Genomic DNA, 13,297 nt, shown 5'->3' on the forward strand with positions numbered 1-13,297 from the left:
AGTACACCTCGGGCATGCCCACACCGGTTGTCGTCTCAGCGGGATACTCGGTGGTCCTCGCCACCGAACCGGCGGAAGTTCGTGCAGCTCAGGAGCTGCGCTACCAGGTCTTCGGCCTCGAGCTCGGCGCTGAGCTCGAGAGGGTCGGTATCGACACCGACCGATTCGATTCGCTCTGCGATCACCTACTGATCCGCGACGACCGCACCGGCGCGTGCGTCGGTACCTATCGGATGCTGCCGCCCGGCCGGAGCGCCGAGCTCTACTCCGACGGCGAGTTCCGGCTCGACCGGCTCGCGCACCTCCGTCCGGAACTGGTGGAGACCGGTCGCTCCTGCGTCCACCCCGACCACCGCTCCGGCGCCGTGATCGGCCTGATGTGGGCCGGGATCGCGCGCTACATGCACCTGTCCGGCCACCAGTGGCTGGCCGGCTGCGCCTCGGTGCCGCTCTTCGACGGCGGTGACGCCGCCGCCTCGACCTGGGCGGTCATCCAGGCCAAGCACCTCGCGCCGGACGATCTTCGGGTCGAGCCGTTGCACCCGTGGCCGGCCCGCGAGGGCGCGCCCGGAGCCTCGATGATCCCGCCGCTGCTGCGCGGCTACCTCCGGCTCGGCGCCAAGGTCTGCGGTCCGCCCGCGCACGACCCCGCGTTCGGGACCGCGGACTTCCTCGTGCTGCTGTCGATGGCCGACGTCGACGAGCGGTACATGCGCCGGTTCCTGGGTTCGGGCGCATGACACGGCATTCCGCCGCGGTCGCCGGGCCGCCGTGGGCGCCGTTCTCGCCGTGCGCGGTTCGCTGTCTTGATGCGGACGAACGACGAGCGCCCTTTCCGGTGGCCGTCGCCCGGCTGCTCGGCGTGCTCGGGGTGCTGCTCGGCGCGCTGCCGCTGGCGGTCGTTTGCCCCGTGCTCCGGGGGGCGCAGCGGACCGCGGTCGTCCAGGGCTGGTTCCGGGCCCTGCTGTGGGCGGTGTCGGTCCGGGTGACCGGACCGGTTCCGGCCGGCCCCGCCGGTGGCTCGCTGGTGGTGGCGAACCACGTCTCCTGGCTGGACGTCCTGGTACTCGGCGCGTACCGGCCGGGCCGGATCGTGGCCCGGGCCGACCTGCGGGACTGGCCGCTGCTCGGTGTGCTGGCCGTCCGCGCCCGGACGATCTTCATCGACCGGGTGCGGCTCCGGACGCTGCCCGACGCGGTCGCCGACGTGCGGGCCGCGCTCGCGGACGGCGCCCGGGTGGTGGCGTTCCCGGAGGGCACGACGTGGTGCGGCGCCGAGGGCGGGCGGTTCCGCCCGGCGCTGTTCCAGGCCGCGATCGAGGCCGGGGCACCGATCGAGCCGATCACGATCCGGTACCGGGCCGGCGGCCGGACGTCGACCACCCCGGCGTTCGTCGGCGACGACCCGCTGGTCGCGTCGGTGTGGCGGGTCGCGCGCGCCCGCGGGCTCTCCGCGGACGTGCGCTGCCACCCGCCCGTCGCACCCGTGGGCGACCGGCGCGACCTCGCGGACGAGGCCGGCCGCCTGGTGCACGAGTCAGTCGACCGGCCAGGTGTGCGCCGGCGCGTTCGAATGCATCAGCCCGAGGTAGTCGACGGTCATCCGGCGGAGCGCCTCGTCGCGGTCGAGGCCTGAACGCTCCAGCTTCTCGACGGTCGCGACCTGCCAGTCGGCACCGGTCCGGTGCGTCAGGCAGCGTCCCTCGACGACGCCGAGCAGCCGGTCGCGTTCCTCGGCCGACACACCCCAGGCGTCGAGACCCTCCGCCGCCAGCGGGAGCAGGTGGCGCAGTACGAGCTCGGAGACCGGCACCTCGCCGGCTCCGGGCCAGTACTGCCTGCTGTGGATGCCGTCCCGCGCACCGGCGTGGAAGTTCTCCGCCGCGGCCGCGAACGACATCTGGCTCCAGACCGGCCGCTCGGAATCGACCAGCGCCCGGATCAGCCCGTAGTAGAACGCCATGTTCGCGGCGATGTCGACCACCGTCGGCCCGCCGGGCAGCACCCGGTTCTCGACCCGCAGGTGCGGACGATCGTCGACGACCGCGTACACCGGCCGGTTCCAGCGCCAGATCGTGCCGTTGTGCAGCGTCAGCTCGGCCAGCGACGGGGTGCTGCCCGCCGCCAGTACGGCGGCCGGGTCCTCGTCGTCGCAGAGCGGCAGCAGCGCCGGGAAGTACCGCGAGTTCTCCTCGAACAGGTCGAAGACCGACGTGATCCAGCGCTCGCCGAACCAGACCCGCGGGCGCACGCCCTGCGCCTTCAGCTCGTCCGAGCGGGTGTCGGTGGCCTGCTCGAACAGCGGGATCCGGGTCTCGGCCCAGAGGTGTTTCCCGAACAGGTACGGCGAGTTCGCGCCGAGCGCCACCTGGGCACCGGCCGCCGCCTGGGCAGCGTTCCAGTACGCGCCGAACGTCGCCGGGCTCACCTGCAGATGGAACTGGACGCTCGTGCACGCGCCCTCGGGCGCCACGCTGTCGGAGTAGGTGTCCAGCCGCTCGACGCCGTCGATCCGGATCGGCAGGTCCTCACCGCGAGCGGCGAAGATCTGCTCGTTGAGCAGCCGGTAGCGGTCGTTCGCCGAGATCGTGTCGGGCCGGACGTGCGACTCGCGCAGCGTCGGGAGGATCCCGATCAGCGCGAGCTGGGCGCCGACCGTCCTGGCCTTCTCGTCGGCGTGGTTGAGCGCGTCCCGGACCTCTTTCTCCAGCGCGCCCGCGCCGTCTTCGGCGATCCGCCGCGGCGGGAGGTTGATCTCGAGGTTGAACTGGCCGATCTCGGTCGCCCACTGGTCGTCGGCGATGACGCCGAGCACCTCGGCGTTGCGCATCGCCGGGCGGCCGTCGGCGTCGACCAGGTTCAGCTCGATCTCCAGCCCGGTCAGCGGGCGGTCGAAGTCGAACCGGGACTCGGCCAGCATCTGTTCCAGCACGTCGAGGCTGGCGCGGACCTTCTCGCGATAACGACGGCGGTCCTCGCGGGTGAATTCGACTGCCGGTACGTCGCGACCCATGCGTCTCCCCTCGGTCAAGGCATCGGTCTTCGATGGCCGGTACCCGTACTGCTCCGGTGAGAACCCCCTGACAAGGAACCATCGCACCGGGTGAGCCGTTGCGAACTGCGAATGCTCGATCAGGTGAAAGGTGTGCACGGCGTGGCAGAAATGGTCCCCGCAGTGGCCGCGAACGAGCCCCACCAGCTAAGCGGTTTGTCCGGTTGGGTCGTGGATGTGGTCGAACTCCTCGGTCCGTTCGGTGTCGGACTGCTGGTGCTGCTGGAAAACCTGTTCCCGCCGGTACCCAGTGAGATCATCCTCCCGCTCGCGGGTTATCTGGCCGGGACCGGTCGGCTCGACCTGGTGACGGTGATCCTCGCCGCGACGGCCGGCTCGGTGCTCGGTGCGCTGGCGCTGTACTGGCTCGGAGCCGCGTTCGGTGAGCAGCGGATCCGCACCTGGCTGCGCCGGCTGCCGCTGATGGACGAGAGCGACCTCGACCGCGCCCAGAGCTGGTTCGATCGGCACGGCCGGGCCGCGGTGCTCGGCGGCCGGATGATTCCGGTCGTCCGGAGCCTGGTGTCGGTCCCGGCCGGGGTCCAGCGCATGCCACTGGGCCGATTCGCGCTGTATACAACAATTGGCAGCGGTTTGTGGAACACGATTTTCGTGGTTCTCGGTTACGTTCTGGGCTCTCGGTGGACCACCGTGGGTGACTACAGCGACGTCCTCAACGCCGTGGTGATCGGGGCGATCGTGATCGCTGTGGCGGTCTTTGTCGGCAAACGTGGCCTCGCCTCCCGGCGGTCGCGTCGGCACCGGAACGGATAGCTACGCACCGTGAGGTAGACGCTGGTCAGCGCGTCGCCGCAGTGCGGTCCGGCAAGCCTGGACGGCCGTGTTTGGATAGAAAGCATGGCCAACGGCGAAGAGCAGAATCTGTTCACCCTCAGCGATCCGGCAACCGCAGAGGTCACGTTCGACCTCGCTCTCCGCGGCTACGACCGACGCCAGGTCGACCGGTACATCGCCCAGCTCGAGAGTGAACTGTCCCAGTTCGCCGCCCGCCGCGACGATGCGCTCGCGCAGAATCACGCGCTGGCCGCGCAGGTCAGTGATCTGCAGACCCAGATGGTGGACGCTTCGCGCCGGACGCCCACCGAGAAGCCGTCGTACAAGCACCTGGGCGTGCGGGTCGAGCAGATCTTCGCGATGGTCGAAGACGAGGCCGCCGAGGTGAGGGCCCGCGCCGAGGCCGACGCCGCGCAGTCCCGGGCCAAGGCCGAGCACGACATCGAGGCGGTCAAGGCCGGTGTCGAGAAGGCGTTCGCCGAGCGCCGGGAGGCCATCGAGGCCGAATACGCGCAGAAGACCGCCCACGCCGACAAGTTGGTCGCCGAGGCCGAGCAGCAGGCCACTGCCTCGCGCCACGACGTCGAACAGTTCCGCGCCCAGGCCGAGCGTGAGATCGAAGACCTCCGCGAGCGGACGAAGGCGCACGCCCGCGAGGTCCAGGACGACGCCAGCCAGTTCTCGGCCCGGGTGCGCGGCGAGGCCGAGAAGCACGCCGCCGACGTGCTGGCCAAGGCCGACGCGCAGTCCGCGGAGGTCCGCCGCAAGGCCGACGAGGCCGCCCGCGGCGCCACCGACGCCGCCCGCCGCCAGTCCGAGCAGACGATCACGCATGCCCGCGCCGAGGCCGAGGCGATCCGTACGAAGGCCAAGGCCGAGGCCGAGCAGATGGTCGCGGAGGCCCGCCGCATCGTCGCCGAGCTCGACCAGCGCCGCAAGCAGATCAAGCAGGAGATCACCCGGCTGCGCGAGGCCGTCGCCCGGCTCACCGGCGGTGCCGCCGGGCTGTTCGGCGAGGAGGAGCCCGAGGAGACCTTAAAGGGTGAAGCTGCGCCGGCCGGGGCTACCGCTCCGGCGCAGCAGGCTCAGCGTCAGACCCCGCAGCAGGCCGATCCGGCCGCCGCGACGACTCAGCGCATCGCCGCACCCGGCGGCCAGCAGCCCGGTACCCAGCCGCAGTCCGGTACCCAGCAGCTCGGGACGCGGCCGAACAACGGCATCGGCCCGCACCCGACCGGTCCGTCGGTGGCCTCCACGACTCCCCGGGTGAGCGCCGACAGCTGAGCGCGCAACAAGAAGCGGTGGGCGTTCGGTCGAACGCCCACCGCTTCTCTTATGTGGTGCAGCTCAGTTGGCGAGCTGACCGTCTTCGTCGAGATCGAATTCGCCGTCGTTCACGCCGGCCAGGAACGCGTCCCACTCTCCCTGGGTGAAGAGCAGCACCGCCTCCGGCTCGGTCGAGTCACGTACCGCGATCTGGTCCCCGACGAACGCGACCTCGACGGTCGGGCCTTCGTCTTCGACGCTGCGCGAGCTCCGCAGCCACACGGCGTCGGAGAGGTCGACGTCGGGCATGGTCCCTCCGGTGATGTACGCCCCGTAACCATTGATGGGGGCTGACGCCGAGAGGGTACACCGCGCGTCACTGCCGCGTTGTGCCCTCGGACGCACGTGCGCTGACCTCCCCGCGTAGAACGTGAAGACGGCGGGGGCCGACCCGGTCAGCCACATCTACCAGGAGCGGGAGCTGTGTTCCTCGGCCCACCGGTGGGCCCGTCCATGATGCCCACACGGATGACCGTGGTGACGGTAGTACGGCCGGAAGTCGGTCGGGACGGCTCCGGAGCGTAGGCGCTCGCGCCATTCGCGGCGACGCCTCCGATGCTTAGCGTGAAATAGGAGAGTGAACGCCAGGAACCCGAGCGGCCAGGCCGGCCAGAAGATTCCGGCACCGGAGAGCGCCCAGATACCGACCAGGACCGCGCTCACCACGAACACGAATCCGAAGTGCCGCCCGAATTCGTCCCGCTCGGCGCGGCGGTCCCGCGCCTGCTCCTCGGGGTCCGGCGGAATCAGGCCCCGGCCGCCGTCGGGCAGGTCGGCGACCAGCGGTGCGAGCTCGTCGCGGTACTGGGACGCGTAACAGGCCGCCATCCGCTCGTCGGCCTCGTCCAGCGACAGCAGGCCGGCCTCGGCGGCCGCACGCAGGATCGAGACGATCCGCTCCCGCTCGACCGACGACGATCGGATCCGGCCGGATTGCGGTGGGGTCTGGTCGGCGGACATGGGGCTCTCCGTTCATCGAGGCCGGCGGGGTGAGGTGCCGACGCTCTCAATGGTCGGCGCCCCAGGGCGCCGTCGCGTCGGCCGGCGGGCGGCGCCCGGGCTGCACCGTCGGGCGCAGGCGGAGGCGGGCACGTACTCCCGTGGGTGTACGTGTACGGCCACCGCAGGCCGATGACCAGGCCCACCGACTGCCCTACGGTCTTCAGGTATGACCACCCCGCGCGAGCCCGGAGAACCCCGGGAGTCCAGGAGTCCCCGGGAACGGTGGGACTCGCGCTGGGAAGCCCGATGGGAAGCCAACGCGGACCGCCACCGGCGGCACCACCGCCGACCCTGGGACCCCCGGCACTGGGAGCGGCACGCCGACCGGCAGGCAGCGCAGTGGGAGCGGCACGCGCAGCGCCAGACCGAGCAGTGGGAGCGGCACGCCCGGCGCTGGGAGCAGCAGGCCCAGCGCTGGGGTGAGCGCGAGCAACGGCGCATGGACCACACCTGGAGCTGGGAGAACCGCAGTGAACGGCACCCCGGTGGGGCGGCCTTCGGCATCCTGATCCTGACCGTGCTCGGGACGCTGCTCGCTGCCTCGGCGCTGAACGGCTACGTCCCGCTGGACTTCCGTGGCTGGGCGCTGGCCGTCGCCGGCCCGCTGTTGCTCGGCGCCCGCAAGAAGGCGCCGATCCTGGTCGCGATCGGAATCAGCGTCGTGATGTCGGCCTATTACCTGCTCGGCTATCCACCCGGACCGGCGTTCCTGGCCGAGGTCGTGGCGCTGAGCGCGGTCCTGCTCGCCAGCCGCCGCTGGGTGGCGTGGACGATCTTCGGGGCCGGGTACGGGACCTTCCTGGTGGCCGAGTCGACGATCGGCCGCGGGCCGGGCGTCCCGATCGGTGGGCTCATCGCGGCCATCCTCTGGACGGCGCTGGTGCTGGTGGGCACGGAGGCCGGTCGGGCGGCCCGGGAGCGGGCCGAGGAGTACCGGGCCCGCCGGGTCGAGGCCGAGCGCAGCAAGCAGGAGGGCGAGCGCCGCCGGGTCTCCGACGAGCGGCTGCGGATCGCCCGTGAGGTGCACGACCTGCTCGGCCACCATCTTTCGCTGATCAACGTCCAGTCCGGCGTCGCCCTGCATCTGATGGACACCCGGGCCGAGGCGGCCACCGAGCCCGAGTTGCGGGCCGCGCTCGCCGCGATCAAGCAGTCCAGCAAGGACGCGCTGGTCGAGCTGCGCGCGACGGTCAACGCGCTGCGCGGCGTCGACGAGGACGCGCCGCGCCAGCCGACCCCGACGCTCGACCGGCTCGACGACCTGCTGGCCGGCGCCGGGCACACCGGCGTGGACGTCACCGTGGAGACGATCGGGAAACCGGCCGGGCCGCTGCCGGCCCGGATCGATCTGGCCGCGTTCCGGATCGTGCAGGAGGCATTGACGAACGTGCGGCGGCACGCCGGGCCGGTCCCCGCCGTTGTCACGCTGGACTACGGCGACGACCTGCTCGTCGTCCAGATCGACGACAATGGGCCCGGCGGCGCGGACGCGGAGCCGCCGGACGCCCATCTCGACATCGACGAGTCACCGGAAGGTGGCGGAAACGGGATACCTGGCATGCGGGAGCGAGCCCAGTCGGTCGGCGGGACGTTGCAGGCCGGGCCGAGGCCCGACGGCGGATTCCGGATCCGCGCCGAGCTCCCGCTGGACGAGTCGTGACCGAGGCGCTGATCCGCGTCCTGCTGGCGGACGACCAGGCTCTGGTGCGGGCCGGTTTCCGCGCGCTACTGGACGCGCAGAGCGGCATCGCCGTCGTCGGCGAGGCCAAAGACGGCGCCGAGGCCGCCCGGCTGGCCGACGCGCTGACACCGGACGTCGTGCTGATGGACATCCGGATGCCCGGCGTGGACGGGCTGGAGGCCACCCGGCGGATCACCGCGAGCGCCCGGCTGACCGCCACCCGAGTCGTGATCCTGACGACGTTCGACCTGGACGAATACGTGTTCGAGGCGATCCGGGTCGGCGCCAGCGGGTTCCTGGTGAAAGACACCGAGCCGGCCGACCTGGTGCAGGCCGTGCGGGTGGTGGCCCGCGGCGACGCGCTGCTCTCGCCGGGCGTCACCCGGCGGCTGATCGCGGAGTTCGCCGGACAGCTGCGCCGACCGGCTCCGACCGCCGACCTCGACGTGCTGACCGACCGCGAGCGCGAGGTCGTCGTGCTGGTGGCGGCCGGGCTGTCGAACGGCGAGATCGCCGATCGGCTGGTCGTGTCTCCGGCGACCGCGAAGACGCACGTGAGCCGGGCGATGGCCAAGGTGGGCGCGCGCGATCGGGCGCAGCTGGTCGTTCTCGCCTACGAAACCGGCCTGGTGCGCCCGCGTACTGCGTAAACGTTCGCGGGCCCTAGTTCGTACCGCCCTGTGTGAGATGTCCGTCGCGGATTGCGAGCACCGTCGGCATTGGGTCACGATGCCCCGGTTCGTAACTCGGGGGCGCACCGGGGCGAAGGAGCGGGCTCGTGGCCCATGTCCATCACTTCACATACGGCCTGATCACCTTGGTGCTCGCGTATTCGGTTTCGGTCCTGGGATGTCTCCTCGGGCTGATCTGTACCGCGAGAGCACGAGAGACCGTCCGGCTCTCCTGGCGGGTGCGTTGGCTCGCGCTGGGCGCGGTGTCGATCGGAGGGACCGGCATCTGGTTGATGCACTTCCTGGCCATGCTGGGTTTCACGGTCTCGAACACGTTCGTGTTCTACGACCCGGCGCTGACCGCTCTGTCGGCGCTGATGGCGGTGGGCATCGTGTCGGTCGGGATCTTCCTGGTCGGCCTCGGACGCCCGTCGTTGGTGAAAGTGCTGGCCGGGGGAGTGATGACCGGGCTGGGCGTCGCCGGGATGCACTTCACCGGTATGGCCGCGATGCGCGTGCTCGACGGCGCGGTCGAGTACGACCCGGTGCTCGTCGTGTCGTCGGTGGCGATCGCGATCGTGGCGTCGACGGTCGCGCTCTGGTTCACGATCGTGATCAAGAGCCGCCCGGCGCTGGCCGCGGCCTCGCCGATCATGGCGATCGCGGTGACCGGGATGCACTACACCGGCATGTTCGCGGCGTCGGTCCGCGAGGTCAGCGTCAACGGCCGGGTCGAGGGTGTGGACGTCACGACGCTGCTCATCCCGAGCGCGGTGATCGTCGGGACGGTGCTGATCGCGCTGCTCTACGCGACGCTCTCCGCACCGGCCGCCGAGGAGCGGGCCGCACAGGCACTCACCGTCCGGTTGCTGCAGGAGTGCGACGAGCAGATGCCGCCGCCGATGGCCCGGCCGACCCGCGCGACGATGCGCACGCAACTCCGCGGACATCTGACCCTCCGTGACGGGGATCCGTCGGAGTCGACCGCGAGTGGCGCCTTCGTGCCGCGTTAGCGTTTAAAGCGGGCTAATAGGTATCCCGGAGTGATCTAGCGCTCAACGCGCAAGGTGGCCGGAACCCGCACGGTTGGGGGTGTTTACGGTGTGAACGACGCTCCAAATTGTCGTGGAGTGCATGCAACCAGTAATCGGTTCAGTACCGTCCGAGTTGGTCCGATTTGGGTCTTGAGAAACCTCCTGTGGTGAGCGAGCGTTTTTGGCCGCAGAGCCCTTTCGGGAGGTTTTCCGGTGGCCGAGGTCCATCACTTCGCATACGGGTGGCTCACGCCCACTCTTGCTTACGGTGTGTCAGTTCTGGGGTCACTCCTGGGGCTGGTCTGCACCGCCCGCGGGCGCCAGGCCCGCACGTCACGGAAACGTTTCGGCTGGCTCTCGCTCAGCGCGCTGGCGATCGGTGGCACCGGCATCTGGCTGATGCACTTCCTGGCCATGCTCGGCTTCGCGGTCGTCGGGAGCGACGTGCGGTTCGCGGTCCTTCCGACGATCCTGAGCGCGCTGCTCGCGATCGTCGTCGTGGGGATCGGGCTGATCATTCTGGGGACCGGCCGGATGCGGTGGTGGCGGGTGCTGGCCGGCGGTCTGTTCGCCGGTCTCGGCGTCAACGTCATGCACTACACCGGCATGGCGGCGATGCGGATCGACGGCACGATCGGGTACGACCCGAAGCTGGTCGCGCTGTCGATCCTGATCGCGGTCGTCGCGGCCACCGCCGCGCTTTGGTTCACGATCGTCGCACGCAACCTCTGGCTGATCAGCGGAGCCGCGTTGATCATGGGCGTCGCCGTCACCGCGATGCACTACGTCGGCATGGCGGCTTCGCGGGTGAAGCTCGACTCCATGCACAGCTCGATGAGTGGCGTCGACGTGACGACGGCGCTGCCGGTGATCGCCGGTGTGTCGGGAATCATCGTGGTCGTCCTCCTGTACTCGGCGCTCTCCGCGCCGATCGACGAGGAGACCCGGGCGGAGGAGGCCCGCCAGCGGTCGGTGACCGCGGAGACGTTCCAGAGCGACCTCTGGACGCCCCGCACGCCGGCACCGGCGACGGCCGGCGGTGGCGCGCACTCGGCGCAGGTGGCCGGCGCGGTGCGCGGTGGCGCCCAGGCGTCCGCGGCCGAACGCCTGGGCGCGGGACGCAACCCGTCCGGAGGCGGCGCCGGGCGAGGCCCGTCGGGAAACCCGGTGCCGACGGCCCCGGGGCCGTCGGACGGCCCTTCCTGGCCGGGTGCCGGTAGCCAGGGCGCGAATGCCGGCGGCGCGCAGGCCACTCCGTACGGGTCGACGAACGGCGCACCGGCGGAGCCGTCGCGGTGGGAGGCCTTGCGTCAGACCCCTGCGCCGCAGCCGGGGCCGAATTCCTCCCCGTGGGCCGAGACCGACTCCGCCGAACCCCCGCGGCGGAGGCACGCGTCCGACCCTTGGACGTGAGCCGGTGTTCGTTCGGGCCCATTGACGGGTAGCTCCACACTGTCACCGGCCGGTGACCTAGCCGGCCGACGACCGGGTGAGGTGAGCGACCATGCCCCACGAGCACGAGTCCGGACTCAAGGAGTCCGAGTCCACGAAGCCGACGCGTCCACTGCCGGTAGGTGTTCCCGAGGCCGACCGCCGAGTGGATCGACGGTCCCGGATCTGGGGACTGATCCTGCTCGCGGTGATCGTTCTGGTCGGCGTCGGGTCGTTCCGCGCCTGTTCCTGGTGGAACAGCGACGATCGCCCGCTGGCCCAGAGCACGGTCGACCGCAGCGGCCCGGTGGTCCTGAAGTCGATCCAGGATCTGGCGCGCTTCCAGGCCGCCACCGGCACGTTCCAGGTCGTCGTCGACCTGGAGAAGGACACCAAGTACGTGCCGAAAGCGATCGCCGGTCAGCGGACGCTGTTCGTCGGCGTCGGCACGGTCGACGCCTACGTCGACTTCTCCGGGGTGACCAGCGACGCGCTCACGATGTCGGAGGACCGGAAGTCGGTCTCGCTGCGCCTGCCGCCACCGGCGCTGGAGAAGGTGAACCTCGACCAGGACAAGAGCTACGTCTTCGCCCAGGAACGCGGGGTCATCGACCGGTTCAAGTCGCTGTTCACCGACGACCCGAACAAGCTCGCGGACGTCTACAAAGCGGCCGAGGCCAAGATCGGGGACGCGGCGAAGGAAACCGACCTGTCCAGCCGCGCGCAGGACAACACCCGCGCACTGCTGACCGGGTTGTTCAAGTCGCTCGGGTTCACGACCGTCACGGTGACGTTCAGCGCCACCTGATCCAATGAGCAGGTGACCGACGACAAGAGGTGGCAGCCGGGGGCGGGACTGGCCGGAGTTCTGGTCGTTCTCGCCTCCGGTGCCGTGCTGGTACTCGAGATCCTCAGCCTGCGGCTGATCGCGCCGTACGTGGGCGTGACGCTGGAGACGAACACCGCGGTGATCGGGGTCGCGTTGAGCGCGATCGCGGTCGGCGCCTGGATCGGTGGCGCCGCGGCCGACCGGCTGCCGCCCACCGTCCTGCTCGGCCCGCTGCTGCTCGGCGGTGGCGCGCTGGTGTTCGTGGTGACGCCGCTGGTCCGTTTCGTCGGTGAGCTGGTCCGGGGCGAGGACGCGTCGGGCGTCCTGCTGGTGGCGTTCGCGGCGGTCTTCGCGCCGGCCGCGCTGCTCTCGGCGGTGCCACCGGTCGTCGTGAAGGCCCGGCTCGCGAGCCTCGACGAGACCGGGACGATCGTCGGCCGATTGTCCGGGCTGGGCACGGTCGGGTCGATCGTGGCGACGTTCGGCACCGGGTTCGTGCTGGTCGCGATGGTGCCGACCACGGTGATCCTGACCGGGCTGGGTGCTGTTCTGGTGCTGGCCGGGCTCGTCGTCCTCCGGGTGAGCCGTGGGGGCGTCAACCGGCAGGTGGTGGGGTCGGTGGTGCTGGCGCTGCTCGGCGTCGGTGCCACCACCGTCGCGCCGGACCCGTGTGACCTGGAGACCGCGTACCACTGCGCGAGCGTCACCACCGACCCGGAGCGTCCCACCGGGCGGACCCTCCGGCTCGACACGTTGCGCCACTCCTACGTGGACCTGGCCGATCCGACCTACCTGCGGTTCGAGTACCTCAAGGTGATCGCGGCCGCCACCGACGTGTTCCGCCCGGCCGGTACCCCGGTCGAAGCGCTGCACCTGGGCGGCGGTGGGCTCACGCTGCCGCGCTACCTGGCGACCGTCCGCACGGGAAGCAGCAGCCTGGTCTACGAGATCGACGCCGGCGTCCTCGAGCTCGACCGCTCGAGGCTGGGCCTGCGCGAGGGCGACGGGATCCGGACCCGGGTCGAGGACGCCCGGGTCGGTCTCGCCGCCGCGCCGGCCGGGAACTACGACCTCGTCGTCGGCGACGCGTTCGGCGGCGTCGCGGTGCCGTGGCACCTCGCGACGACCCAGGTCGTGAAGCAGGTCGACCGGACGTTGAAGCCGACCGGGATGTACGCGGTGAACCTGATCGACCACGGCCGGCTCGCGTTCGTCCGGGCCGAGGTCGCGACGATCGCGGCCACGTTCCCGCACGTCGCGCTCATCGCCGAGCCGGACGCGTTCACCGGGGCGGGCGGCAACCTGGTCGTGCTGGCCTCGCGCACCCCGCTCCCGCTGACCGCACTGGCACCGCGGCTCGAGGGCATGCGGATCAAGTCCGGGGGCGAGCTCACCCGGTTCGTCGGCGACGCGGACGTCCTGACCGACGACTACGCCCCGGTCGATCAACTCGTCACGCCGTACCGTTCATGACGG

13 protein-coding genes are annotated in these 13,297 nt (G+C 71.0%); 10 read left to right on the plus strand and 3 right to left on the minus strand.

Annotation, left to right across the window (positions count from 1 at the left end):
- Positions 1-14: 14 nt before the first annotated feature.
- Together ACIBZJ_RS32600 and ACIBZJ_RS32605 are read left to right on the plus strand one after the other, a co-directional pair.
- On the plus strand, positions 15-740 hold the full coding sequence (locus ACIBZJ_RS32600; RefSeq protein ID WP_395936506.1) for a GNAT family N-acetyltransferase: 726 nt from the start codon (positions 15-17) through the stop codon (positions 738-740).
- Positions 737-1,636, plus strand: a complete 900-nt coding sequence (locus ACIBZJ_RS32605) for a lysophospholipid acyltransferase family protein (protein WP_395936508.1) — start codon at positions 737-739, stop codon at positions 1,634-1,636. Before ACIBZJ_RS32600 ends, ACIBZJ_RS32605 begins: the two co-directional genes overlap by 4 nt.
- Here the strand turns inward: ACIBZJ_RS32605 and ACIBZJ_RS32610 are convergent.
- On the minus strand, positions 1,538-3,013 hold the full coding sequence (locus ACIBZJ_RS32610) for a glutamate--cysteine ligase (protein WP_395936510.1): 1,476 nt from the start codon (positions 3,011-3,013) through the stop codon (positions 1,538-1,540). The two genes, ACIBZJ_RS32605 and ACIBZJ_RS32610, sit on opposite strands and share 99 nt — an antisense overlap.
- Positions 3,014-3,223: 210 nt before the next feature.
- Between ACIBZJ_RS32610 and ACIBZJ_RS32615 the strand changes: the two genes are divergently transcribed.
- Both ACIBZJ_RS32615 and ACIBZJ_RS32620 read left to right on the plus strand, forming a co-directional pair.
- Positions 3,224-3,826 carry a DedA family protein gene (locus ACIBZJ_RS32615; RefSeq protein ID WP_395936512.1) on the plus strand — a complete coding sequence of 201 codons (603 nt, stop codon included), beginning with the start codon at positions 3,224-3,226 and terminating at the stop codon, positions 3,824-3,826.
- A gap of 84 nt (positions 3,827-3,910) precedes the next feature.
- Positions 3,911-5,131: a hypothetical protein gene (locus ACIBZJ_RS32620; RefSeq protein ID WP_395936514.1), complete on the plus strand. Its 1,221-nt coding sequence runs from the start codon at positions 3,911-3,913 to the stop codon at positions 5,129-5,131.
- Positions 5,132-5,194: 63 nt separating this feature from the next.
- Here ACIBZJ_RS32620 and ACIBZJ_RS32625 read toward each other — a convergent pair whose 3' ends face one another.
- Together ACIBZJ_RS32625 and ACIBZJ_RS32630 are read right to left on the minus strand one after the other, a co-directional pair.
- Positions 5,195-5,422, minus strand: a complete 228-nt coding sequence (locus ACIBZJ_RS32625; protein WP_395936516.1) for a DUF397 domain-containing protein — start codon at positions 5,420-5,422, stop codon at positions 5,195-5,197.
- Between the two features lie 156 nt (positions 5,423-5,578).
- Entirely contained in the window at positions 5,579-6,133 is a 555-nt protein-coding gene (locus tag ACIBZJ_RS32630; RefSeq protein WP_395936518.1) for a DUF1707 domain-containing protein, read from the minus strand.
- A gap of 208 nt (positions 6,134-6,341) precedes the next feature.
- Between ACIBZJ_RS32630 and ACIBZJ_RS32635 the strand changes: the two genes are divergently transcribed.
- The 6 genes from ACIBZJ_RS32635 to ACIBZJ_RS32660 all read left to right on the plus strand — a co-directional run bounded on the left by ACIBZJ_RS32635 (position 6,342) and on the right by ACIBZJ_RS32660 (position 13,294).
- Positions 6,342-7,835, plus strand: a complete 1,494-nt coding sequence (locus tag ACIBZJ_RS32635; RefSeq protein WP_395936520.1) for a sensor histidine kinase — start codon at positions 6,342-6,344, stop codon at positions 7,833-7,835.
- Positions 7,836-7,843: 8 nt separating this feature from the next.
- The gene (locus ACIBZJ_RS32640) at positions 7,844-8,506 is read left to right on the plus strand and encodes a response regulator (protein WP_395936977.1); all 663 of its coding nucleotides are present in this window, start codon (positions 7,844-7,846) and stop codon (positions 8,504-8,506) included.
- Between the two features lie 128 nt (positions 8,507-8,634).
- Positions 8,635-9,540, plus strand: coding sequence for an MHYT domain-containing protein (locus tag ACIBZJ_RS32645; RefSeq protein WP_395936522.1), 906 nt, complete (start codon positions 8,635-8,637; stop codon positions 9,538-9,540).
- A 291-nt stretch (positions 9,541-9,831) separates the two neighbouring features.
- A complete protein-coding gene (locus ACIBZJ_RS32650; protein WP_395936524.1) occupies positions 9,832-10,974 on the plus strand; it encodes an MHYT domain-containing protein in 1,143 nt (380 codons plus the stop codon).
- A gap of 91 nt (positions 10,975-11,065) precedes the next feature.
- Positions 11,066-11,800, plus strand: coding sequence for a DUF4230 domain-containing protein (locus ACIBZJ_RS32655; protein ID WP_395936526.1), 735 nt, complete (start codon positions 11,066-11,068; stop codon positions 11,798-11,800).
- 12 nt (positions 11,801-11,812) lie between these two features.
- Positions 11,813-13,294: a fused MFS/spermidine synthase gene (locus ACIBZJ_RS32660; RefSeq protein WP_395936528.1), complete on the plus strand. Its 1,482-nt coding sequence runs from the start codon at positions 11,813-11,815 to the stop codon at positions 13,292-13,294.
- The last annotated feature ends 3 nt before the right edge of the window (positions 13,295-13,297 follow it).

The organism is Cryptosporangium sp. NPDC051539 (genome assembly GCF_044454545.1).
Taxonomy (GTDB): domain Bacteria; phylum Actinomycetota; class Actinomycetes; order Mycobacteriales; family Cryptosporangiaceae; genus Cryptosporangium.

Coding starts and splice junctions, on each gene's coding strand:
- ACIBZJ_RS32600 (WP_395936506.1), top strand. CDS start 15: ATGCCCACACCGGTTGTCGTCTCAGCGGGATACTCGGTGGTCCTCGCC.
- ACIBZJ_RS32605 (WP_395936508.1), top strand. CDS start 737: ATGACACGGCATTCCGCCGCGGTCGCCGGGCCGCCGTGGGCGCCGTTC.
- ACIBZJ_RS32610 (WP_395936510.1), bottom strand. CDS start 3,013: ATGGGTCGCGACGTACCGGCAGTCGAATTCACCCGCGAGGACCGCCGT.
- ACIBZJ_RS32620 (WP_395936514.1), top strand. CDS start 3,911: ATGGCCAACGGCGAAGAGCAGAATCTGTTCACCCTCAGCGATCCGGCA.
- ACIBZJ_RS32625 (WP_395936516.1), bottom strand. CDS start 5,422: ATGCCCGACGTCGACCTCTCCGACGCCGTGTGGCTGCGGAGCTCGCGC.
- ACIBZJ_RS32630 (WP_395936518.1), bottom strand. CDS start 6,133: ATGTCCGCCGACCAGACCCCACCGCAATCCGGCCGGATCCGATCGTCG.
- ACIBZJ_RS32635 (WP_395936520.1), top strand. CDS start 6,342: ATGACCACCCCGCGCGAGCCCGGAGAACCCCGGGAGTCCAGGAGTCCC.
- ACIBZJ_RS32655 (WP_395936526.1), top strand. CDS start 11,066: ATGCCCCACGAGCACGAGTCCGGACTCAAGGAGTCCGAGTCCACGAAG.